The organism is Pseudomaricurvus alcaniphilus (assembly GCF_011440395.1).
Taxonomy (GTDB): domain Bacteria; phylum Pseudomonadota; class Gammaproteobacteria; order Pseudomonadales; family Cellvibrionaceae; genus Pseudomaricurvus; species Pseudomaricurvus alcaniphilus.
The window spans coordinates 1,140,399-1,162,303 of record NZ_JAAOIX010000001.1 but is presented as its reverse complement, the minus strand read 5'-3'; the positions used below and the strand labels follow the sequence as shown (position 1 = coordinate 1,162,303).

Here is a 21,905-nt window from a genome sequence, read left to right as displayed (position 1 = left end):
GTGGAGCCAAGGCTGCGCGCCCCGGCGGTATCAAACCGCATCAGCGATTCTCACCCGCATGGCTACACCAATAAAAACCCCCATGCCTTGCGGCATGAGGGTCTTGAATTGGTGGAGCCAAGGCTGCGCGCCCCGGCGGTATCAAACCGCATCAGCGATTCTCACCCGCATGGCTACACCAATAAAAACCCCCATGCCTTGCGGCATGAGGGTCTTGAATTGGTGGAGCCAAGCGGGATCGAACCGCTGACCTCAACACTGCCAGTGTTGCGCTCTCCCAGCTGAGCTATGGCCCCAATTCTCTGTTGACCGGTGGGTTGGTCGTTTCGAGAGCGCGCATTCTATCACCCGGTTGAGGGCTGTCAACCCTTTGCCAATATTTTAGTTGGCGGCCGCCGCACTTTTTAGCGCGAGGTGGGAATCAGGTGGCGTAGCTTACGGTCGAGTCCTTGTCGGCTTCGTGGTCGGGGTCAATTTCGTCCTGCTCGTGGGCCTTGGCAATCAGCATATAGAGGCAGGGCAAAACAAACAGGGTGAAGAGGGTACCGATGAGCATGCCCGCCACCAGGATGATGCCGATGCTGTTGCGCGCCTCGGCGCCGGCGCCGGAGACCAGTACCAGCGGGAAGTGGCCGAGGGCGGTGGCGGCGGTGGTCATCAGCACCGGGCGCAGGCGGGTTTCGGCGGCGCTTTTGATGGCTTGCAGTTTGCTGAGGCCCTCGGCCTGCAGGTGGTTGGCGAACTCCACGATCAGGATGCCGTTTTTTGCCACCAGCCCCACCAGGGTGATAAAACCGATTTGAGAATAGATGTTGATGGTGGTCCAGCCCAGGAAGGGGAACAGCATGGCGCCGGCCAGGGCCAGTGGCACGGAGCCCAGCAACACCACCAGCGGGTCGCGAAAGCTGTTGAACTGGATGGCGAGGACGAAGTAGACGAACACCAGCGCGACCGCCAGAATGCCAGCGAGGGTGTTGCCCTCCTGGCGCAGCTGGCGGGATTCGCCGGCGTAGTCGATGGTGTACTCCGGCGGCAGGATGTCAGCGGCAGCGGCTTCCAGGGTGGCTAGCGCCTGCTCCTTGGTGGTGCCGGGCAGGACGCCGCCAAAGATGCGGAAGGCGTTCTTCTGCTGGAATTTGCCCAGCACCCTGGGGGCGACCGAGTGCTCCAGCGAGGCGATGGATCCTACCGAGACCAGCTCTCCGGCCGGGGTGCGCAACTGCAATTCCAGCAGCGCCTCGGGGTCCGGCCGGCTGTGGCCCTCCACCATGGGAATCACCTGGTAGGCCTTGCCGTTCAGGTCGAAGCGGTTGACATAATTGCCGGACAGCAAAACGCTGAGCTGCTGGCTGACCGAGGCCAGGTCCATGCCCAGGTCGGCAATGCGCTCGCGGTCGAGGATAAAGCGCACCTGGGGGAGGTCGATTTTAAGGTCGGTATCGACAAACATAAACTTGCCGCTCTGGTAACCGGCGCTGATCAGCTGGTCGGCGTAGGGCCGCATTTCCTCCAGCGGCCGCGGCGACTGCACCACCAGTTCGACGTCAAACTGGCCGGCGGTGGGCAGGGCCGGGAACAATATCGGGAAGACCCGCAACCCGGTAATTTCGGAGGCCTGGGCATACACCTGCGGCAGCACCTCCTGCACACTTTGTTCCCGTTCCGACGGTGGCTCAAAAATGATGCCGCCAAAGCCGGCGTTGGCGCGAATGATTTGCCAGATATACTGGGTGTCCGGCGTCTGCAGCAGCTGCTCAATCACGTCGCGCATATAGTCACTGCTGTACTCCAGTGAGGCGCTGGGTGGGCCTTCGACGATAATGTTGATGGAACTCTGGTCCTCGATGGGGGCCAGTTCCTTTTGCGAAAACAGCTGGAACGGTATCGCCAGCAGGGTGATAAACACCGCTGCAGCGAGAATCTGTTTTTGCCAGCTAAAAATATGGTTCAGCAGCTGTCCGTACCAGCGGTGCAGGCGATCGAAGCGCTGGTTTACCCAGCGAGTCATGCCCGCTTCCCGGCCGCCCTCAGGGTTGGCGTAGGCGCTCATAATAGGGGACAGGGTGAGGGCGACAACACCGGAGATCAGCACCGCCACCGACAGGGTGAAGGTGAATTCCTTGAACAGCACACCGGTGAGGCCGGAGAGGAAACCGATGGGGGCGTAGACCACCGCCAGGGTAATAGTCATGCCAATAATGGGCGACAGTAATTGGCGCGAACTGGCCAGTGCCGCCTGCAGCCGGGATTTGCCTTCGCGCATGTAGCGGGAGACGTTCTCCACCACCACGATGGAGTCGTCCACCACCAGGCCCACCGACAGGACGATGGCCAGAATGGTGAGCAGATTGAGGGAAAAGCCCATCAAGGTGATCACTGCGGTGGCACCGAGCAGGGAGATGGGAATGGTGACCAGCGGCACCAGGGCGGTGCGAAAGGAGCCCATCAACAGCACCACCACCAGGCCCACCAGCACAATGGTCTCCAGCAGGGTGGTAAAAATTTCCTGGATGGCGTCGCGCATATACAGCGTGCCATCATAGGCCTGGTTGATGTACAGCCCGTCGGGCAGGGTCGGATTGATCTGGTCCAGCCGTTCATAAAGACGGTCACCGATGGCGATTTCGTTGGCCCCGGGCAGGGGCCACACCGATATATACACCGTATCGGCATGGCTCTGGCGCGCGGTGAATTCGCCCTCTTCTTCGCCCAGCTCGATGCGGGCGATGTCTTTCAGGTAGATCAGGGCGTTGCCAGACTTGCGCACCACCAGTTGTTCGAAATCGGCCACCGTTTGCAGGGTGGTGTTGGTCAACAGGTTCATGCGCTGCTGGCTGTTTTCGCTGCGGCCAATGGCGGCAATGATATTGTTGCTGACCAGGGCGCGCTGCACGTCGGTGGCGCTGACGTTCAGGGCCAGCATTTTGGCCGGGTCGATCCAGACTCGCATGGCCGGGTTGCGGCCGCCCTCGAGGCCGATGCGCTGCACTCCCGGGATGGAGGCGAGTATGGGGTTGACGTTGCGCACCAGGTAATCGGTGACCGCGGCGCGGGAATAATCCCCGGTGGCTACATCCAGGTAGAAGACCGCACCGCTGCGATCGGCGCGCTCCACCCGCACTGACGGGTCCTCGGCGCCGGCGGGCAATTCAAAGCGAATCTGGTCCAGCCTTGAGGATAGTTCGGCCAGCGCGTCGGTGCTGTTCTCGTTGAGGCGCAGCCATACGGTGACCGTGCTGAGCCCGGCCAGGGTGCTGGAATCCACATAGTCCACCCCTGGGACCGTGGCGGCGACGCGCTCAACGGGGTCGGTGATAAACCCCTGCACCACCTCGGCGGAGGCGCCCACGTAGCTGGTGGAAACGACCAGGGCGGAACTCTCGATTTTGGGGAACTGCAACACCGGGATTTCCAGCGCGGCGCGGGCGCCGGCCAATACCAGAATCAGGCAAAGCACCGCCGCCAGTACCGGCCGGGTGACAAAAATATCCATAAAGCCGGGGCTGCCATAGGCTCTGCTCACCTTAACCTCCGCCCAGCCGGGGTTGGGAGGGGGGCTTGCGTTCACCAACTTTTCGCTCACTAACATAAGTGAGCAGGCCGCTGCGCAGCTTGAACGATCCCTGGGTGGCAATCAGCTGGCCGGCGCTGAGTCCGCTCTCTACCACCACGGTTTGCCGGTCTTCCCGGCCCAGCACAATGGCCTGGCGCCGTGCGCGGTAGGCATTAGTGTGCTCATCCGGCTCCAGCCGATAGACATACGTCCCGAGGACATCGTGCTGGACGGCGGTGACCGGGATCTGCACCTTGTCACTGGTGCCGATAATCACTTCGACATTGGCCAGCGAGTTGGGTGGCAGCCCGGCTTGTTCCAGGCGAGCGCGAAAGCGCCGGCTGCGGGTGCTGGCCGACACGGTGGCATCGATGGCGATGACCTGGCCGTCAATGCTGGCCGCTGTTTCACCGGGCAGGGTAACCCGCACTGGCGTGCCTGGGCCCACTGATCGGTAGGTGACGGGCAAGCTGAAGTCTACCCAGCTGAAGTCGTTGAGCCCTACCAGGGTGGTGATGTGAGTATTGCTCTCAAGGAACTCTCCCACTTCCAGCTGGTGCAAGCCGGTGCGGGCATTGAATGGTGCGCGGATGGTTTTCTTGTCGATAATCGCTTCCAGTTCGCGAATATTGGCCCGTGCCACGTCGAATTCCGCTGCCGCCTGGTCAACCCGTTCCTGGCTCACGGTATTATTGGCCAGCAGTTTTTTGGCTCGCTCCAGGTCGAGCCTGGCAAGGTTGGCCCTGGCCTCTGCGGCCTTGAGTCGCGCCTGCTCCTCACGGGTGTCCAACTGCAACAGGATGGCGCCGCTGCTAACCTCCGCGCCGGAGCGAAAGCCCACATAACTGATGCGGCCCTCCAGTTCATTGCGCAGCTCGATGGACTGGGGGGCGATGAGTTCGCCGATGGTGGTAACGCTGGTTTCACTGGGGTAGATTGACGCGGTGAGCGCCTCGACCGTTGCCGATGGCTCCGGATAGGACTCACCAAAGGCGATGGCCGCCCGGATCTGCATATATTTGTAACCGGCGAGGGCGGCGAAAACCAGCAGGCAGGCGGCAAGGGTGAGCAGCCAACGGCGTTTATTCATTACCTAAAATACTCCTCTAGTGCCATAAAACCAGCTACCTTGCCCGGCAGGGAGGGTAACCTTGTTGCTGGAAAAATGCCAGATGCCCTGTGACCAGTAGCAGCATGGTTTCCGGTTGCTTTGCTGCAGCTTGCGCTGCCAATGTTACTCTGCCTGGCAAGCTGCAAACGGACTACCGGTCGGCCCTGTTATTGTCGTCGAAGCGTTTTAAGATTGGCGAGCTCGTCGATCTATAGCCACCCCTATGGCATGGCCTTGGCCGACCACCAGAGCGGCACTTGCTGTTGACGATAGCCGGCGCTCCGGCTGGCATCCAAATTTCCCAAACTACGGCGCCAGTTGTATCATTGGGCAAGATAGATGGTATTGATAGTTACATCCACTGAAAAACGGGTATTATCGAAGATGGCTTTAATAGATATAAAAAGAGCGCACAATATGTCGATTGAGGAGGTGAGAGTCGCCGCCGAAGATCTGGTTGAGGTGCTGGAGAAAGATTTTGGCGTCGATCACGCATGGCAAGGGGAAAATGTAGTCAACTTTAGCTGTGCCCCGAAAGGCATCAGTGGCACCCTCACGGTGCAGCCCGACCAGCTACTGTTAAAAGTGAAGCTGGGGTTATTGGCCTCCATGTTTGAACGACCTTTGCGAAAAGAGATCGACAACTACTTAGACGAACATTTGCACTAGGAATACGAAATGGACGACGACCTGCCTGGCGATGGTGACAGCCCGACGCGGGATTCCAATCGCGGTGCGGAAAAAGTGCCGGGCGACGGAGTTGATCCGGTCAGGGGGCGCGCTCGGCCGTCGTCGGGCAGTTCGGGGGAAGAGCGCAGCGCTGCCAGTGAGCGGCCCTTTGAGGGCGCATTTGCTGCGCTGTTGGGGGGCGTTTCCGAGCTGTCGGCGCAGGCGGTCAAGTTTGCGGCGCGCAAAACTCGCGATACCACCTCCAAAGTGTTCAAGAACACCCCCGAGCAAATGGAACTTATCGGCAAGGCGGGTACTTCACTGAAGGACCTGCGCGAGGTGGCGGGCATCAGCATCGAGGAAGTGTCGAAGGCCATAGACCTGCACGATGTGGACTTGCTGCGCAGCGTGGAGGAGGGCAAGGCCGCCCTGCCGTTTGAAGTACTGCTGCGCCTGTCGTCGTTCTATGCCCGCAACGACCCGATTCCCTTTATTATGAAGTACTCGCGGGTCTACAGCCCGCGCATCTGGAAAATGCTCCACGCCGTGGGTCTGGATACCCTGGTGGTGCAGGCGGAACGGGAGCTGCAGTTCGTGCAAATCTACCGCAGCAGGGATGCGGCGCGGAAACTGTCGGAGGAGGGCTTTAACCAGGTCCTGGATTTTACCCGCAAGTCGTTCGATATGGCGCTGCACTTTGTGGCCCAGCAAGAACTCAAGCTGGAGGAAATGAAGGCCAAAGACGAAGACCCGCGCGGTACGGCGAGCGGTGAAAAAACCGGGACGGGCAAAGCGGCCGGGAGCAAAGAAGGTGGCAGGGACAGCAAGAATTGAAGAGCCGGCGCGGCGGGTGGCTGGATTGATTTTTGCTGGTTAAACTTGCCGCCAATTGACCTGCAGCGGAATGGTACCAGGGGTTTAAAGGAGTTCAATGGCAATACAGCAGCTTTCCGCCGACGATGCGCAGTTTCTCTATCTGGAAACCGGGAAGAACCTCGGCTATATCACCTCAATCTGTATCTATGACCCGGCCAGCGCAGTTGGCGGCGAGGTCAGTTACGATGATTTTTTGCGCCACCTGCAGGGCCGCCTGCATTTCTCGAAAATTTTCACCCGGCGTTTGCAGCGGGTGCCCATGGATCTCGATTTTCCCTATTGGGTGACCGACAAGAATTTTGATTTTCACGCCCACGTGTCCTACGCCCGACTGCCCCGGGGTGCCAGCTGGCGCAAGTTTTGCGATATGGTTGGCCGCTATCACAGTGAACCCCTGGATATGGAGCGGCCGCCCTGGGGGATAAAAATGATCGATGGCCTCGGCCAACTGGAAGGCTTTCCTCCCGGTGCCTACGCCATTGTCACCAAGGTGCACCACTGTGCCATCGACGGCGCCTCGGGGGTGCGCTTCCTGCTGGCCATTTCCGACGCCGATGCCAGTGGCAAACCCATACTGCGCAACCTGGAACCGCAGTCGAGCGCCGAAACCAGGGTGGACTTGTTCACTATGGTCAGCAATGCCTACGGCAACAACTTGAGCTCCCCCTGGCGCATGGCCGATACACTGTTGAGTGCGGTGCCCACTATTTTTCCCATGGTGCGGCGGATGATGTGGTCGGGGCAGCCGGATGAAAACCTCAATGTGCCCTTGACCCGGTTTAATCAAAAGACCTCGCCCTACAAGGTGTTTGAACAGATGACGGTGGCGGTGGCGGACCTGCGCCGCATTAAGCGTTGTGTTGACGGTGCCACCGTGAATGACGTGGCGCTGGCGGTCTGCAGTGGCGCCCTGCGGCGCTATTTGCTCCATCACCAGGAATTGCCAAGCCAGCCACTGGTGGCCTGGACACCGATCAACGCTCGCCCCAAGCGCTCCCGCTCCGGTGGCGACGACGACGGCGGTAATCACCTGGCGGCCATGACCGTCAATCTGTTCACGGGTGAGAGAGACCCGCTGCGACGACTGACGGCTATCAGCGCCTTTACCCACGAGGCCAAGCAGGGTAAAACTGGCGCGTCGGTGCGGGTGGTCACCAGTTTGACCAAACAGTTTCCGGGCTTCACCCTGGCGCTAGCCAGCCGGCTGGTGGCGAGAAGCAAGTTGGCGGATAAAATTTGTAATGTCTTTGTATCCAGCGTGCCGGGTCCCACGCGGCCCATGTATATGAACGGCGCCAAATGCATTAATGTTTACGGGATGGCTCCGCTGGCGGATGGCATGGGCTTGTTTATCGCCACGCCGACCTACAACCACAAGCTGTCCTTCAGTATTACCTCGACTAATGAGATCCTGCCGGACATCCAGTTTTTTATGGAGTGCATGCAGCAGTCGTTCGCCGAACTGCTGGCGCTGGTTGACATTGACGAGCACGACACAGAGGCGCTGCGGCCGCAGCCGGCGGAGCTGGACTGAGCCCACCCGGGGGAAACCCTTGAATTATTCAGGGCGTTCTAATAATCAAGTTGATAAAAACTAGAGGTTTAACTATGAAATTGAATGTATGCGTGCTCGGTGGCGGCAGTTGGGGCACCACGGTAGCCTCCCTGATTTCTCGCAATACGGCCACTACCTTGTGGGCCCGGGACCAGGCCACAGTCGATGAGATCAATCGCAACCACAGCAATGAGAAATACCTGCCGGGGGCGAAGTTACAGCAGCGTTTGACTGCGACCACGGACCTGGAGGGGTTGGTGGCCAAGTCCGATGTGGTGGTGATGGGTATCCCCTCCCAGTCGTTTCGCGGCGTGCTGGAAGTCGTGAAAAAGAACATTCGGCCCTGGGTGCCGGTGGTCAGCCTCACCAAGGGTCTGGAGCTGAGCACCGGCAAGCGCATGACGGAAATTATTAATGAAATCCTGCCGGGGCATCCGGCCGGGGTCCTGACCGGCCCGAACCTGGCGCGGGAAGTGATGGCCGGCTATGCCGCCGCCAGTGTGATTGCCATGGAAGACCCGGTTATCGTCAAGGAGTTGCAGAAGATTTTTCACGCCGGCCTGTTTCGGGTCTACACCAACAACGATGTTATCGGCTGCGAGCTGGGTGGCGTGTTCAAGAATATTATCGCCATTGCGGCGGGCATGGGCGACGGCCAGGGCGCCGGTGAAAATACCCGTTCAGCCATCATAGCCAGGGGGTTGGCGGAAATGACCCGGCTGGGGGTGGCCATGGGCGGCAAGGCGCGCACCTTTGCCGGGCTGGCCGGAGTGGGGGACCTGGTAGCCACATGCACCAGTGAGCAGAGTCGCAACCGCCATGTGGGCTTTTACCTCGGCCAGGGTAAAACCGTGCAGGAGATCAGTGCCGATATGCATATGGTGGCGGAAGGGGTCAAGAGTGCACCGGCGGTGCTGGCACTGGCCGAGGCTCACAACGTCGAAGTGCCGATCATGTACGAGGTGCTGCAGGTCATCCAGGGGGAGAGCACCGCACTGCGAGCCTATCGAGAGCTGCTGCGGGCGGATATTGGCCACGAGGCGGATATCGGCTAGTTCAGGCGCGCGGGGATTTACCGGAAAATTGCAAGTATACGCAGCGGGGCTGCAGTCTGCGTATGTGGGCGTCTTTTAGATGGGGGCCTCCGCTCCGAGCCAATCTAATAATTGATCGCAGCAATATTTGATCGCAGCCACTGCGCATATTAAATGCTGCAATGGTGCCGTGCAGGCCGTGCTCTCCGGCTGATCGGGAGGTCAGGCTGTTGGCTGCAAGGCGATTCGTTGTAAGGCGATTCGTTGTAAGGCTATTTGCTATCGGGTTGTTCGCTGTCAGGCGCTTTTGGAGCGGCCGGTTTTTTGGCTCGCGAACCGCGGGTGTTTGCCGCCAGTTTGTCGATTTTTTCGCTGAGTGCCTGGATATCCTCACGGGTGGCCATACCCGGCAACAGATCGTTGATCCTGCTGCGGATATCGTCGAGACGGCCGTTAATGGTGTCGGTCAGGTTTTCGAGGCTCGGCATATCCGGCTTCAATTTGTCCAGCGACAGGCTGTCGAGGGAAAACTTTTGCAACTTCTCTGCCTGGGAGGCCAGCTTTTCTTTTTGCTCGCGAATTTTGGAGTTGGTTTTTTTAACCGCGTTCTCACGGGTTTCGTGCAGGGTTTTACGGGTCTGGTTTTCCAGTTCCTCGCCCCTGGCTACCAGTTTTTCAAAGTAGCTGCGCGATTCGTTGTTGATTTTCTCGACGCTGTTTTGCACGTTATCATAGCTTTGGCCGTAGGCACCGAGGCCCGCCAGCCATATGCGGCGGCCGATTTCCTCGGTTTTGTTGTGCGCTTTTTTCGTATCTTTAGGGTCACTCATGAGATAATCTCCGCGTATTGCAGTGGCGGGCCACGGCCACTTAATACCATCCATGCTACAGGTAAAAGTTAGAAATCGCATACTAAAACATCGGAACGTATATAGGCGCGCATGAAAACGAAGGAAAAGATACTTGTGGTAAGCCTGGAGCTGTTTAACGAGCTGGGTATTGCCAACCTGGCGGCGATCGATGTGGCCAATGAAATGGATATCAGCCCGGGCAACCTCTACTACCACTATAAGGGCAAGGGCGAGATTCTGGCGACCCTGCTGGAGCGCTACGAGCGCACCCTGCAAGACGGTTTTCGCAACCCCATTCGTGCCGCCAATGCCGGGGAAGAGAGCTGGTTATACTTCTACGCCCTCGCCGAATTGATGTACAACTACCGGTTTTTATTTCGCAGTATCGCCGATATCAAGGAGAGCTTCCCCGACGTCGAGCGCTGCATCAACCGGATCCTGCTGTCCAAGTTCAACGTGGTCAGTGACATCCTCACTGCGATCACCACCCTCGACGACAGCGCTCCCAGCGATGACCTGCCCATGGACGCGGTGATGGTCATGTTGCTGAACTGGTTCAACTATCGCGGTCTGGCCAATCCCGGTGAGCCCATCCAGTCGTTGATCCACTCACTGATGGTGCGCATTGAGCGCCTGCTGTTGCCCTATTGTTCCATTGAAATGTGCGGCTATATGCGCCTCAGTAACGAAAACTACGCCGCTGGTTAATACCATTCCGGTTAGTGCAATTCATTACAGCCTGTTGCGCAGCCCCAAACTCTCCGGGTAGGGCTGCCAGTAGCGCTGGGCCTGCACATAAGCGCTGCCCTTCTGGTCGATATAGTGACGCAGCAGGGTGATGGGGGTGATCAGCGGGATGCCCCCTTCGCGGTATTTGTGGATGGTCTCCACAATGTGTTGGCGCGAGGTGCCGTCGACACTGTTTTTCAGAAAGCCCAGCAGATGCAGCATGGTATTGGTGTGGCCCTTGCGCTTGGCGGGCTTGGCGAGGGCTGCCATCAGCTGGGGGAAATACTCGTCGAGGGTTGTCTGCAGCGGCTGCTCGTGGGCGGTGGCGAGGAAGCGCCCCAGGCTCTGGTAGCTGGCCTGGGAATGGGCCATAAGGACAAACTTGTAACTGCTGTGAAAGGCCACCAGCTTGCCGTAACTGGGCTGTGCCAGCACCTCATTGCGAAAGTTGGCGTGGGCGTAGACCCGCAGGATAAAGTTCTCGCACAGCGCGGCGTCGTGCAGGCGGCCCTCTTCTTCCAGCGGTAACAGCGGATAGCGCTCCTGCAGTGCCTTGGTGAACAGGCCGGGGCTCTTCTCGGTGAACGGATAACCGTTGTCCCGGTACACCTTGACCCGCTCCAGGCCGCAGCTGGGCGAATTCTTCATCAAAATATAACCGTCGAGCCGCTCGGCGAAGCGCAGCTCGTTCTGGAAGCCGCGCTGCAGTTGCTCGGTCAGATCCTGCTGGCCCTTGCTGCTGTCGCTGAAAATCAGGCGCGGGTTAACCGGGTCTGCGCTGAGCCGCATGGCCGGCCGCGGGGTGCCAAACCCCGCCGCCTGTTCCGGGCAGAAGGTCTTGAAATCAAAGTATTGGGCGAGGGTGTCGAGGCAAAGTTTGGAGCGGCTGTGGGAGCCGTTGAAACGCACCGGTTGACCGCTCAGGCAAGTGCTCAAGCCCACGGGGATTTTATCGGATGCAGCGGGCAGGCCGCCATCAATTGCGTTAGTAGCTGGTTGTTGAGCCACTGGTAGCCTCCAGTTTACGGTTGCCAAAAAAGGGACGCGACCACTATACCACCGCCGCTATAAACTTATACACAAAAATATTTTGTATAAGAAATAGAGGTAGAAAAATAGCAGCGGCAGGCCCCTGACGGTATTGAACTAACCCTCTGCCATCACAGACTAAGCAACACGAGTTGCACGGGTTTGGCTGCAGGGTGAGATGATTAAACGACTGGTTGCAAGGTTTGCTTTGTCGATGGTTTGCGGTTTGTTGCTGGCGCCACATGGGGCGGCGGAGTATCAGCCCTCCGGCACTGAGTCACCTGTGGTCGCGGCGTCCGGCGACGCCGCACTGCTGACTTTCGAGAGCGGTCCCGAACGGGTAGCGCTGCTGGAGCTGTTCAGCTCCCAGGGCTGCAGCAGTTGTCCGCCGGCGGAGCAGTGGGTGTCGACCCTGCTGGAGGATCCGCGCCTGTGGCAACAAGTGGTGCCGGTGGTTTTTCACGTCGATTATTGGGATCACCTGGGCTGGAAGGATCCCTACGCCTCCATCAAGTTTTCCCAGCGCCAGCGGCGCTACCAGTTGCACGGTTACTGCCAGGCGGTCTATACGCCGGGGTTCGTGCTGGCCGGGCAGGAGTGGCAGCAGTGGTTTCAGGAGCGACGCTTGCCAGAGCTGGTGCCGGCAGCCGCAGGTAACCTGGTGGCCACGGTAAACGAGGGCGAGATCGACGCCCGTTTTATCCGCGCGGAAGACAACGACGGCCTGCGCCTCAATGCGGCCCTGCTCGGTTTCGATATCAATACCCGGGTGCAGGCGGGGGAAAACCGCGGCCGGCAGCTGGCGCAAAATTTTGTGGTAATGGCGCACCAGAGCTGGCGCTCCGATGACGGCGTGTGGCAGGTGACCATGCCGGCGCTGCTGCGGCCAGGGCAGGGCCAGGTGGAAGATGAAGTGCAGGATGAGAGGGCGAGGCTGGCCAGGGGCGCAGCTGCCTCCGGTGTGGTTGGCAGCTACCAGGGACGACGGGCGCTGGCCCTGTGGGTCAGCTACGGCGGCGATCCGAAGCCGCTGCAGGCGACCGGCGGCTGGCTGGATCAGTAGGGGAATGCGCCCGGCAGTGAGGCACTACACTAGCAATCTTATGACAGTTCGGCGTTGTGATAGACGTTCTGTACGTCGTCTACGTCGTTGAGCATCTCCAGAAAGCGGTCAAAGTTCTCCCGCTCTTCGGCGCTGATGGGGGTGGTGGTCTGGGGCAGAAACTGGATCTCCTCCACCTCGAATTCGATTTCGCCGAAGGCGTTGAGCAGGGCCTGCTTGGCCTTGAAGAACTCGCTTTGGGGGGCAAACACGGTAATCATACCGTTTTCGTTTTCGATGTCAGTGACATCCACATCCTCTTCCATCAGGGCTTCCAACACCGCCTCCTCGTCCTCGCCGGGAAAGACCAGAATAGCGCTGTGGTCGAACATATGGCTGACCGAGCCCTGGGTGCCGATTTTACTCTTGGTTTTGGTGAAGCACTGACGCACGTCGCCAAAGGTCCGATTGGGGTTGTCGGTCAGGCACTCGACGATCACCATGCAGTTGCCCGGTCCGAAGCCCTCGTAGCGGGCGATGTCAAAATCCTCACCGCCGCCGCCCTTGGCCTTGTCGATGGCCTTGTCGATCACGTGGGCGGGTACCTGGTCCTTCTTGGCGCGGTCAATCAGGCTGCGCAGACTGAGGTTGCCGGCCGGGTCGATGCCGCCTTTCTTGGCGCAGACGTAAATTTCACGACCGTATTTGCTGTACACCCGGGCTTTGGCGTCGGATGTCTTGGCCATGGATTCTTTGCGGTTTTGGTAGGCTCTGCCCATAGTTTGGTATCCGTGTACTGGTATCGAAAAGATAAACGCGGCGGATTTTAACCCTTAGGTGCAGCGCTGCAAACCTTTTGCTGTCACTCGGTCAGCATCTGCAGCAGTTCTGGCAGGGCGGCGCGACCGCTGCTGCGGCGGGTAAAATACTCGGCCGGTTGCCCGGGGCCGGCCTCGGGGGACAGGCGAATGCCCCATAATGGCTGGATTTGCTGCGGCAGCATCGAGTAGCGAATGTCGACAATTTGCGCGGGATCTTGCTGGTCGATGGCAATGTAGCCGGCGGAAAACCAGTGGAAGCGTTGCACGTCCCGAGCCTGGGTGCTGCTGGCTTCCAGCCACGGCAGGTCCCGGGCCAGGTCCAGTTTGGCGATCCGTTCACCGGTCCAGACCCGGGTGCCGGTCAGGCCGGGCTTGACCGCATCGACGTAGAAGTGCTGGTCGGTTTCATAGATTACTTTCCATACCGCCAGATTGGCAAAGCTGGGCTTGACCTCCAGGCGCAGGGGTTGGTGGCCGCGCTCACTGGCCAGTGAGTGGCCCATTTGCATGGCCCGTTCGTGCTGATACATACCCAGGCCTAGATAGAATACCCCCCAGACGAGTGCCAGGTGCACCGGGCGGACTTGCTTGCGCAGTGCCGCCAGCAGCACCAGCGCCAGTAGCGGCAGGGTAAACAGGGGGTCGATGACGGAGATAATATCCCAGGCCACGCGCAGGTTGCTGAACGGCCACAGCAATTGGGTGCCGTAGCTGGTGCAGGCGTCGAGCAGGCCGTGGGAGCCGTAGCCAAGTAGTGACCAGCGGTAAATGGGCCAGAAGCCCAGCTGCCAGGCCCGCGCCTGCAGCGGGTACAGCAACAGGGCACAGACCAGGGCGCCGATCGGGATAAACACCAGCGAGTGGGTAAAGTGGCGATGATATTCCAGCGCCAGCAGCGGGTCACTGCTGGAGCGAATGAGAACATCCAGGTCTGGCGCCATGCCCGCCAAGGCGCCCACCACGCAGGCTCTGGCGAGTTGCCTTGGGCGGGCACCGGTCTGGGCCACCAGCCCGCCGAGCACTCCCTGGGTTAGGGGGTCCACGGTCGCACCGGGTTACTTGAAGCCAAACTGCTGGCCGCTGACGCCGTTGCTGTCCGGGCCGATCAGGTACAGGTAGAGCGGCATCAGTTCCTCGGCGCTCTTGACAGTGGCGGGGTTCTCCGCCGGGTAGGCAGTGGCGCGCATGGTGGTGCGTGTAGCCCCGGGGTTGACGCTGTTGGCGCGCACGGCACAGGTGCCGTCCAGTTCCTGGGCCAGGGTCTGCATCAGGTTTTCCAGCGCCGCCTTGGAGGCGGCATAGGCACCCCAGTAGGCCCGCCCCTGGAGGCCGACACTGGAGCCGGTAAACAGGATGGAGGCCTGCTCGGCCCGCTCCAGCAGCGGCAGCATGGACTTGGTCAGCATAAAAGGTGCGTTCACGTTGACCTGCATAACTTGCAGCCAGACATCGGTGGAGTAGTTGTTCAGCGGGGTCCGTTGGCCCAGTTCGGCGGCGTTGTGCAGCAGTCCATCGAGTCGGCCGAATTCATCGAACAGGGCCTGGGCCATATCCTCGTAGTCCTTTTCACAGGCGCCTTCGAAGTTGATGGGGTAGATGGCCGGCTGGGGGCCACCATTGGCCTCGATTTCGTCGTACACGGCCTCCAGTTTCTGCGTGGTTCTGCCCAGCAGCACGACGGTTGCGCCGTGGCTGGCGAAACTCAGTGCCGCGCTGCGGCCGATACCGGAGCCGGCGCCGGTAACGACAATGACCTTGTCCTTGAGAAGGTCGGGAGAGGGTTTGTAACCGCCAGGTAAGCTGTTCATGGTTGATCGCCTTATTAATTTTGGTCTCGTTATGGGTGGTTCGGTCCCGCGCTAGCAGATTACCCTTGTAAATAACGCTCTACAATGGCCCTGATTTGGGCGGCGTGGTCTACCGTATGACTGGCTTGCCAGGCACTGACTTCGTGCGGGTCCTTAATATAGCCGTAGGCCGCCGCTATGGTGATGCAATTGGCTTGCTTGCCACAGTCGATATCGCGGCTGTGGTCGCCCACGTAGATGATTTCCTCGGCCTTGCAGCGCAGCAGGTTGGCCGCCAGGTGCATGGACTCCGGGTGCGGCTTGGGGTGCTGGACGTGGTCCGGGCAAATCACGCAGTCGGGCTGCAGTTGCAGGGCCTCGAGCAGGCGAGTGGTGTAGATCTCCGGCTTGTTGGTGGCGATGCCCCAAGCGAGGCCGCGGCTGTGCAAAAAATCCAGCAGCTCGGGAATGCCCGGAAAGGGCCCGCTCTGCACTGCCAGGTGTTCGAGGTAGAGGTCCAGCAAGCGCTGTCGCAGCGGTTCGAAACCGGGCTCGCCCTCGGTCAAGCCGAACCCCAGGCTGACCAGTGCCCGGGCCCCGTCGGAGACGGTGTTGCGAATTACCGGTTCCGCCAGCGGCGGCAGGTTGGCCTCGTCACGCATACGGTTGAGTACGTGGACAAAGTCGGGGGCGGTATCCAGCAGGGTGCCATCGAGATCGAAAACGACGGCCTTGATTGTTATGGGGGGGCGCTGCTCAGGCATCTTTGCTGCTGTGAACCATGTAGTTCACATCCACGTCGTTGGGGTTGAGGCGGTAGCGCCGGGTGATCGGGTTGTAGGTCAGCCCGGTCATGTGTTCCAGCTGCAAGTCGGCCTGGCGCAGCCAGTTGCCGAGCTCGGAGGGGCGTATAAACTTGGCGTAGTCGTGGGTGCCGCGGGGCAGGAACTTGAGGATGTACTCGGCGCCCAATACCGCCAGGGCGTAGGCCTTGGGGTTGCGGTTGATGGTGGAAAAATAGACGTGGCCGCCGGGTTTGCAGAGCCGGGCGCAGGCGCTGATCACCGAGCCCGGATCGGGCACGTGCTCGAGCATTTCCATGCAGGCGACAATGTCGTATTGGCCCGCTTCTTCTTCCGCCAGGTGCTCGGCGGTGATCTGGCGATAGTCCACCTGCACCCCGCTTTCCAGCTTGTGCAGCCTGGCCACTTGCAGTGGCCCTTCGCCCATATCGATGCCGGTCACGTCCGCGCCGCGCTGGGCCATGGCCTCGCTGAGAATACCGCCGCCGCAGCCCACGTCGAGCAATCGCTTGCCCGCCACCGGGGAGTATTGGTCGATGTAATTGCAGCGCAGCGGGTTGATTTCATGGAGTGGTTTGAATTCACCGTTTTTATCCCACCAGCGGCTGGCGAGGGCTTCAAATTTGGCGATTTCAGCCTGGTCTACATTGGTCATCTGTGGTTCCGGTTAGATTGGCTAGTGGCTGCGGTTGTGGCTCGGGCGCTACCTGCAGGCCGGGTTGCTATTGTACTGCGAATTCTACGCGGCGGCGCGGCGCGGGGATCAGGCGCGCGGCGCTTGCGGTTTGCCGATGCGTTGCTGCCAGTAGCTGGCATTGGCGCGGATCCCGGTTTCGTTCAGGGTCTGCAGCTGCCCCTGCTTGAGCAGGTTGCGGCCGTTGACCCAGACGTGGCTGACCTGGTTGGATATGTTGCTGTAGGCCAGCAGGGAAGCCGGGTTGTAGAGCGGCATATTGCGGGTTTCATTGACCTCGATGGCGGTGATATCGGCTTGTTTGCCTACTTCGAGGCTGCCGATCTGCTGCTCCAGGCCCAGCGCGCGGGCACCGTTGAGGGTTGCCATACGCAGGGCGGTGTGGGCGTCGACGGCGTCGGCCCGGGCGCTGACCCCCTTGGCCAGCAGCGCCGCCAGGTTCATCTCCGCGAGCAGATCCTGGTCGTTATTACTGGCGGCGCTGTCGGTGCCGAGCGCCACATTGACCCCCGCATCCAGCAGATCCTGCACCGGGCAGAAGCCGCTGGCCAGCTTCAGGTTGGAGCTGGGGCAGTGAATCACATGGGCGCCGCTGTTGGCCAGCAGCTCGATGTCCGCGGCGTCCAGCTGGGTCATGTGCACACACTGGGTCAGGGGCGAGAGCAGGCCCAGCCGCTGCAGGCGCTGGATGGGGCGCTCGCCGGTCTGGGCCAGGGCGTTGTCGATCTCGGCGGCGGTTTCGTGCAGGTGGATCTGGATCGCTGCCTGCATCTCCTCGGCAATGGTGGCGATACGCTGCAGGGGTTCGTCCGATACGGTATAGGGGGCGTGGGGACCAAAGCCGACACTGATGGTGCTGTGGGAGCGAAATTTGTCGTGCAGCGCCAGGCCCTTGTGCAGGTAGTCGTCGGGCCCGGTGCCCCAGGGGGTGGGGAAGTCCAGCACCGGAAATGCCAGCTGGCAGCGCAGGCCCGCGTGCATGGCGACCCTGGCCACTTCTTCGGGGTAGAAATACATATCGGAAAAGGTGGTGGTGCCGCTGCGAATCATCTCGGCGGCGGCCAGCTCGGTGCCGTCGGCCACGAACCGGGGGGAGATCCACTGCTTCTCCGCCGGCCAGATATGGTGCTCGAGCCAGTCCTGCAGGGGCAGATCGTCGGCCATGCCTTTAAACAGGCTCATGGCGGCGTGGTTATGGCTGTTGACCAGACCCGGAATAACGATATGCCGGTCCAGCTGCAGGGTGTCTTTGGCGCTGAAGCGGCGGCTGGCTTCAGCCTGGGGCAGCAGCGCCAGGATTTTGCCGGCGGCAATGACCAGGCTGCAGTCCTGCAGCACCGTGGCGCTGGGCACCACCGGAATGATCCAGCGACAGTGAAGAATGGTATCGACCTGTTGGGGGGCGGCAGTGTGCGTCATATAAAAGGAGTTCCCGGGCGAATATCGACCTGCAATTGTCGCTTCTCTGTACGGTTTGGATAAAATTCGAGCGCCGACAGGCCGGCGCTGGCTGCGAGGCCGGGAGTATAACCCGAAGGCCGCGCCCTGAGCACTTGTGCAGGGTGGCTGCGACCAATCAGTACTGTCACTATGCCCGGGATTTTATGCTATTATGGCCGGCTTTATTGCGATGCCTAAGCCACATAAAAAGGAACCCCAACTCCATGGGTGAACTAGCCAAAGAAGTCCTTCCTGTAAATATCGAAGATGAATTGAAACAATCCTATCTGGATTACGCCATGAGCGTGATTGTCGGGCGCGCCCTGCCCGACGTCAGGGACGGGTTAAAGCCGGTTCACCGTCGAGTATTGTTCGCCATGAGTGAGCTGAACAACGACTGGAACAAGGCCTATAAAAAGTCAGCGCGGGTTGTCGGTGATGTAATCGGTAAATATCACCCGCACGGCGACTCGGCGGTGTACGACACCATCGTGCGCATGGCACAGCCGTTCTCCCTGCGCTATACCCTGGTGGATGGGCAGGGCAACTTTGGTTCGATCGACGGCGACGGTGCCGCGGCCATGCGTTACACCGAAATTCGCATGAAGAAGATCGCCCACGACCTGTTGGCCGATCTCGACAAGGAAACCGTCGACTTTGTGCCCAACTACGATGGCACCGAGTTTATGCCCGGTGTGTTGCCAACCCGGGTGCCGAACCTGCTGATCAACGGTTCCTCGGGTATTGCGGTGGGTATGGCCACCAATATTCCCCCGCACAACTTGCGCGAAGTGGTGCTGGCCTGTCTCGCCTACGTCGACAACAACGACATCACCATCGACGAGTTGATGGAGATTGTCCCCGGCCCGGATTTCCCCACTGGCGGTATCATCAACGGTCGCGCCGGCATTGTGCAGGCCTATCGCACCGGCCGCGGACGCATTTATGTGCGCGCCAAGACGGACATCGAGCGCGACGACAAGACCAACCGGGAAACCATTATTATCAATGAGATTCCCTACCAGCTGAACAAGGCCAAGCTGGTGGAAAAGATCGCCGAGCTGGTCAAGGAAAAGAAACTCGAAGGTATTTCCGAGCTGCGCGACGAGTCGGACAAAGACGGCTTGCGGGTGGTGATCGAGCTCAAGCGCGGTGAAGTGGGCGAGGTAGTGCTCAACAATTTGTTCGCCCAGACCCAGCTGCAAAGCGTGTTCGGCATCAATATTGTCGCCCTGGTGGACGGCCAGCCGAAGATTCTCAATCTGAAGCAGCTGCTGGAGTGCTTTATTCGCCACCGCCGTGAAGTGGTTACCCGGCGCACAGTGTACCTGCTGCGCAAGGCCCGGGAGCGCGGTCATATCCTCGAAGGCCTGGCCATTGCCATCGCCAATATCGACCCGGTGATTGAACTGATCAAGAGTTCGGCCACCCCGGCGGATGCCCGCGACGCGTTGATCGCCCGCGGTTGGCCGGTGGGTGCGGTGAACGAATTCCTGCAGCGCGCTGGCGCCGACGCCTGTCGCCCGGACGAGCTGGAAGAACAATACGGCCTGCGCGACGGCAATTACTACCTGTCGCCGGCCCAGGCCCAGGCCATCCTGGAATTGCGCCTGCACCGCCTCACCGGCATGGAGCACGACAAGTTGCTGGCCGAGTACCGGGAGAAGCTGGAGCAGATCGCCGAGTACCTGAATATCCTCGCCAACCCCGGGCGCCTGATGGAAGTGATTCGGGAAGAGTTGGAGCAAGTGGCGGAAAATTACGGCGATGAGCGCCGCACCGAGATCCAGAGTTCGCAGCTGGACCTGACCATTGAAGACCTGATCACCGAAGAAGACCGGGTGGTGACCATCTCCCACGGCGGTTACGCCAAGACCCAGCCTCTGGACGCCTATCAGTCCCAGCGCCGCGGCGGCATGGGCAAGGCCGCCACCTCGGTGAAGGACGAGGATTTCGTCGAGCACCTGTTGATCGCCAGTACCCACGACACCATTTTGTGCTTCACCAACGCCGGCAAGGTTTACTGGCTCAAGGTTTACCAGATACCGGTGGCCGGACGTCAGTCCCGCGGGCGGCCGATGGTTAATCTTCTGCCGCTGGAAGCGGGGGAGCGGATCACCTCGATCCTGCCGGTCAAGGAGTACGACGACGACCACTATATCTTTATGGCAACTGCCAATGGCACGGTGAAAAAGACCGCCTTGACCCAGTTCTCACGGCCGCGCAGTGTCGGCCTGATCGCCCTCGACCTGGATGAGGGCGACAGCCTGGTGAGCACCGCCATTACCGACGGCAACTGCGATGTGGTGCTGTTTGCCTCCACAGGCAAGGCGGCGCGCTTTAAGGAGAGCGAAGTCCGGGCCATGGGTCGGACCTCGCGCGGTGTGCGTGGCATTCGCCTGCCGGAAGAGCACAAGGTCATCTCCATGGTGATCCCGCAGCCCGGCGGCAGTATCCTCACCGTCAGTGGCAACGGCTATGGCAAGCGTACCAGTGTCGACGAGTTCCCTACCAAGGGCCGCGGCAGCCAGGGTGTGATCGGCATGCAGGTGACCGACCGCAATGGCGCCATGGTGGGCGCGGTGCAGGTCTTCGACGGCGACGAGATTATGCTTATCTCCGACCAGGGTACCCTGGTCAGGACCCGGGTGGATGAAGTGTCCGTACTGAGCCGCAATACCCAGGGCGTGCGCCTGATCAAGGTCAAGGGCGATGAGCAACTGGTGGGTGTGGAGCGCATTGTGGAAAGCAGCAGCGACGCTGCCGAAGAGGGAGTTGAGGAGTAGTCTCCATGTCTCAGGAAACAGAACAGCAACAACTGGCCAAATTACGCGACCGCATCGACGACATCGATCGCAAGCTCGGTGAGTTGATCAGTGCCCGGGCCCAGTGTGCCCAGGAAGTGGCCGAGGTGAAAAAGGCCCACAGCGGCGGCGGTGAGATCATCTATTACCGGCCGGAGCGAGAGGCCAATGTCCTGCGCAAGGCCATGGAGCGCAACCAGGGACCGCTCAGCGATGAGGAGGTTGCGCGTCTGTTTCGGGAAATCATGTCCGCCTGCCTGGCGCTGGAGAAGCCCATCAAGGTGGCTTACCTGGGGCCTGAGGGCACCTTTACCGAGCAGGCCACCCTCAAGCACTTTGGTCACTCCGCAGTGGCGCGGCCCATGTCGGCCATCGATGAGGTGTTCCGCGAGGTGGAGGCGGGCGCCAGTGCCTACGGCGTGGTGCCGGTGGAAAATTCTACCGAGGGCGTGGTCAACCACACCCTCGACAGCTTTATGGATTCCAACCTGAAAATCTGCGGCGAGGTGGTGCTGCGCATTCACCAGCACCTGTTGGTGTCGGACGTGACCAAGACCGACAACATCAGCCGCATCTACTCCCACGCCCAATCCCTGGCCCAGTGCCGCAAGTGGCTTGATTCCCACTACCCCAACGCCGAGCGGATCGCGGTCAGCAGCAATGCCGAGGCGGCGCGGCGGATCAAGGGGGAATGGAATGCAGCGGCCATCGCCGGGGAGATGGCGGCGGAGAAATACGGCCTGTTGAAACTGGCGGAAAATATTGAAGATCGGCCGGACAACTCCACCCGCTTCCTGATCATCGGCAGCCAGACCGTGGCCCCCAGCGGTGACGACAAGTCCTCGGTGGTGATTGCCATGCGCAATGAGCCCGGTGCCCTGCACGATCTGCTGGAACCGTTTCACCGCTTCAAAATCGACCTTACCCGGGTGGAAACCCGGCCGTCGCGCAGCGGCAACTGGACCTACGTGTTTTTTATCGATTTCAGTGGCCACGTCGACGACGACGCGGTGAAGCAGGCCTTGCGCGAAGTGGGCAAGCGAGCGGCCGACCTGAAAATCCTCGGGTCCTACCCCAAGGGTGTTCTGTAACCGCAAATAACGGGAG

Annotated in this window: 18 protein-coding genes and 1 tRNA gene; 8 read left to right on the top strand and 11 right to left on the bottom strand. The window is 60.3% G+C overall.

Going from position 1 to position 21,905, the window contains the following annotated elements:
* Positions 1–220: 220 nt before the first annotated feature.
* The 3 genes from G8764_RS04940 to G8764_RS04930 form a co-directional block, all read right to left on the bottom strand.
* Positions 221–296, bottom strand: a tRNA-Ala gene (locus G8764_RS04940).
* A 125-nt stretch (positions 297–421) separates the two neighbouring features.
* Positions 422–3,523 (bottom strand): efflux RND transporter permease subunit, encoded by a 3,102-nt coding sequence (locus tag G8764_RS04935; RefSeq protein WP_341806295.1) that lies wholly within the window; start codon positions 3,521–3,523, stop codon positions 422–424.
* Position 3,524: 1 nt separating this feature from the next.
* On the bottom strand, positions 3,525–4,643 hold the full coding sequence (locus G8764_RS04930; protein ID WP_166162406.1) for an efflux RND transporter periplasmic adaptor subunit: 1,119 nt from the start codon (positions 4,641–4,643) through the stop codon (positions 3,525–3,527).
* A 360-nt stretch (positions 4,644–5,003) separates the two neighbouring features.
* Here G8764_RS04930 and G8764_RS04925 point away from each other — a divergent pair, with 360 nt between their 5' ends.
* From G8764_RS04925 to G8764_RS04910, 4 genes are all read left to right on the top strand, one after another.
* Positions 5,004–5,333, top strand: coding sequence for a polyhydroxyalkanoic acid system family protein (locus G8764_RS04925; protein WP_341806294.1), 330 nt, complete (start codon positions 5,004–5,006; stop codon positions 5,331–5,333).
* Positions 5,334–5,342: 9 nt separating this feature from the next.
* Positions 5,343–6,167 (top strand): helix-turn-helix domain-containing protein, encoded by an 825-nt coding sequence (locus G8764_RS04920; protein ID WP_166162402.1) that lies wholly within the window; start codon positions 5,343–5,345, stop codon positions 6,165–6,167.
* A gap of 97 nt (positions 6,168–6,264) precedes the next feature.
* On the top strand, positions 6,265–7,743 hold the full coding sequence (locus G8764_RS04915) for a wax ester/triacylglycerol synthase family O-acyltransferase (RefSeq protein ID WP_166162400.1): 1,479 nt from the start codon (positions 6,265–6,267) through the stop codon (positions 7,741–7,743).
* A gap of 74 nt (positions 7,744–7,817) precedes the next feature.
* On the top strand, positions 7,818–8,819 hold the full coding sequence (locus tag G8764_RS04910; protein WP_166162398.1) for an NAD(P)H-dependent glycerol-3-phosphate dehydrogenase: 1,002 nt from the start codon (positions 7,818–7,820) through the stop codon (positions 8,817–8,819).
* A gap of 251 nt (positions 8,820–9,070) precedes the next feature.
* On the opposite strand, the gene G8764_RS04905 is transcribed toward G8764_RS04910, so the two are convergent.
* On the bottom strand, positions 9,071–9,628 hold the full coding sequence (locus G8764_RS04905) for a phasin family protein (protein ID WP_166162396.1): 558 nt from the start codon (positions 9,626–9,628) through the stop codon (positions 9,071–9,073).
* A 111-nt stretch (positions 9,629–9,739) separates the two neighbouring features.
* Between G8764_RS04905 and G8764_RS04900 the strand changes: the two genes are divergently transcribed.
* Positions 9,740–10,357, top strand: a complete 618-nt coding sequence (locus G8764_RS04900) for a TetR/AcrR family transcriptional regulator (protein ID WP_166162394.1) — start codon at positions 9,740–9,742, stop codon at positions 10,355–10,357.
* 24 nt (positions 10,358–10,381) lie between these two features.
* Here G8764_RS04900 and G8764_RS04895 read toward each other — a convergent pair whose 3' ends face one another.
* The gene (locus tag G8764_RS04895; protein WP_341806293.1) at positions 10,382–11,386 is read right to left on the bottom strand and encodes a YbgA family protein; all 1,005 of its coding nucleotides are present in this window, start codon (positions 11,384–11,386) and stop codon (positions 10,382–10,384) included.
* Positions 11,387–11,585: 199 nt separating this feature from the next.
* On the opposite strand from G8764_RS04895, the gene G8764_RS04890 reads away from it, so the two are divergent.
* The gene (locus G8764_RS04890) at positions 11,586–12,470 is read left to right on the top strand and encodes a DUF1223 domain-containing protein (RefSeq protein WP_166162392.1); all 885 of its coding nucleotides are present in this window, start codon (positions 11,586–11,588) and stop codon (positions 12,468–12,470) included.
* Positions 12,471–12,508: 38 nt separating this feature from the next.
* Here G8764_RS04890 and G8764_RS04885 read toward each other — a convergent pair whose 3' ends face one another.
* The 6 genes from G8764_RS04885 to G8764_RS04860 all read right to left on the bottom strand — a co-directional run bounded on the left by G8764_RS04885 (position 12,509) and on the right by G8764_RS04860 (position 17,973).
* The gene (locus G8764_RS04885; protein WP_166162390.1) at positions 12,509–13,228 is read right to left on the bottom strand and encodes a YebC/PmpR family DNA-binding transcriptional regulator; all 720 of its coding nucleotides are present in this window, start codon (positions 13,226–13,228) and stop codon (positions 12,509–12,511) included.
* 83 nt (positions 13,229–13,311) lie between these two features.
* On the bottom strand, positions 13,312–14,313 hold the full coding sequence (locus G8764_RS04880; protein WP_166162388.1) for a metal-dependent hydrolase: 1,002 nt from the start codon (positions 14,311–14,313) through the stop codon (positions 13,312–13,314).
* A gap of 12 nt (positions 14,314–14,325) precedes the next feature.
* Positions 14,326–15,078: a YciK family oxidoreductase gene (locus G8764_RS04875; protein ID WP_166162386.1), complete on the bottom strand. Its 753-nt coding sequence runs from the start codon at positions 15,076–15,078 to the stop codon at positions 14,326–14,328.
* A 59-nt stretch (positions 15,079–15,137) separates the two neighbouring features.
* A complete protein-coding gene (locus G8764_RS04870; RefSeq protein ID WP_166162384.1) occupies positions 15,138–15,821 on the bottom strand; it encodes an HAD family hydrolase in 684 nt (227 codons plus the stop codon).
* The gene (gene ubiG, locus G8764_RS04865) at positions 15,814–16,515 is read right to left on the bottom strand and encodes a bifunctional 2-polyprenyl-6-hydroxyphenol methylase/3-demethylubiquinol 3-O-methyltransferase UbiG (protein ID WP_166162382.1); all 702 of its coding nucleotides are present in this window, start codon (positions 16,513–16,515) and stop codon (positions 15,814–15,816) included. The genes G8764_RS04870 and ubiG overlap by 8 nt, the downstream gene beginning before the upstream one ends.
* A gap of 108 nt (positions 16,516–16,623) precedes the next feature.
* Positions 16,624–17,973 (bottom strand): TRZ/ATZ family hydrolase, encoded by a 1,350-nt coding sequence (locus G8764_RS04860; RefSeq protein ID WP_166162380.1) that lies wholly within the window; start codon positions 17,971–17,973, stop codon positions 16,624–16,626.
* Between the two features lie 245 nt (positions 17,974–18,218).
* On the opposite strand from G8764_RS04860, the gene gyrA reads away from it, so the two are divergent.
* Together gyrA and pheA are read left to right on the top strand one after the other, a co-directional pair.
* Positions 18,219–20,780: a DNA gyrase subunit A gene (gyrA, locus tag G8764_RS04855; protein WP_166162378.1), complete on the top strand. Its 2,562-nt coding sequence runs from the start codon at positions 18,219–18,221 to the stop codon at positions 20,778–20,780.
* Positions 20,781–20,785: 5 nt separating this feature from the next.
* A complete protein-coding gene (pheA, locus tag G8764_RS04850) occupies positions 20,786–21,889 on the top strand; it encodes a prephenate dehydratase (RefSeq protein ID WP_166162376.1) in 1,104 nt (367 codons plus the stop codon).
* The last annotated feature ends 16 nt before the right edge of the window (positions 21,890–21,905 follow it).

What these genes read in the sequence shown, in the direction of transcription:
- G8764_RS04930 (WP_166162406.1), bottom strand. Translation starts at nt 4,643, where the DNA reads ATGAATAAACGCCGTTGGCTGCTCACCCTTGCCGCCTGCCTGCTGGTT.
- G8764_RS04925 (WP_341806294.1), top strand. Translation starts at nt 5,004, where the DNA reads ATGGTATTGATAGTTACATCCACTGAAAAACGGGTATTATCGAAGATG.
- G8764_RS04920 (WP_166162402.1), top strand. Translation starts at nt 5,343, where the DNA reads ATGGACGACGACCTGCCTGGCGATGGTGACAGCCCGACGCGGGATTCC.
- G8764_RS04915 (WP_166162400.1), top strand. Translation starts at nt 6,265, where the DNA reads ATGGCAATACAGCAGCTTTCCGCCGACGATGCGCAGTTTCTCTATCTG.
- G8764_RS04910 (WP_166162398.1), top strand. Translation starts at nt 7,818, where the DNA reads ATGAAATTGAATGTATGCGTGCTCGGTGGCGGCAGTTGGGGCACCACG.
- G8764_RS04905 (WP_166162396.1), bottom strand. Translation starts at nt 9,628, where the DNA reads ATGAGTGACCCTAAAGATACGAAAAAAGCGCACAACAAAACCGAGGAA.
- G8764_RS04900 (WP_166162394.1), top strand. Translation starts at nt 9,740, where the DNA reads ATGAAAACGAAGGAAAAGATACTTGTGGTAAGCCTGGAGCTGTTTAAC.
- G8764_RS04890 (WP_166162392.1), top strand. Translation starts at nt 11,586, where the DNA reads ATGATTAAACGACTGGTTGCAAGGTTTGCTTTGTCGATGGTTTGCGGT.
- G8764_RS04885 (WP_166162390.1), bottom strand. Translation starts at nt 13,228, where the DNA reads ATGGGCAGAGCCTACCAAAACCGCAAAGAATCCATGGCCAAGACATCC.
- G8764_RS04875 (WP_166162386.1), bottom strand. Translation starts at nt 15,078, where the DNA reads ATGAACAGCTTACCTGGCGGTTACAAACCCTCTCCCGACCTTCTCAAG.
- G8764_RS04870 (WP_166162384.1), bottom strand. Translation starts at nt 15,821, where the DNA reads ATGCCTGAGCAGCGCCCCCCCATAACAATCAAGGCCGTCGTTTTCGAT.
- ubiG (WP_166162382.1), bottom strand. Translation starts at nt 16,515, where the DNA reads ATGACCAATGTAGACCAGGCTGAAATCGCCAAATTTGAAGCCCTCGCC.
- G8764_RS04860 (WP_166162380.1), bottom strand. Translation starts at nt 17,973, where the DNA reads ATGACGCACACTGCCGCCCCCCAACAGGTCGATACCATTCTTCACTGT.
- gyrA (WP_166162378.1), top strand. Translation starts at nt 18,219, where the DNA reads ATGGGTGAACTAGCCAAAGAAGTCCTTCCTGTAAATATCGAAGATGAA.
- pheA (WP_166162376.1), top strand. Translation starts at nt 20,786, where the DNA reads ATGTCTCAGGAAACAGAACAGCAACAACTGGCCAAATTACGCGACCGC.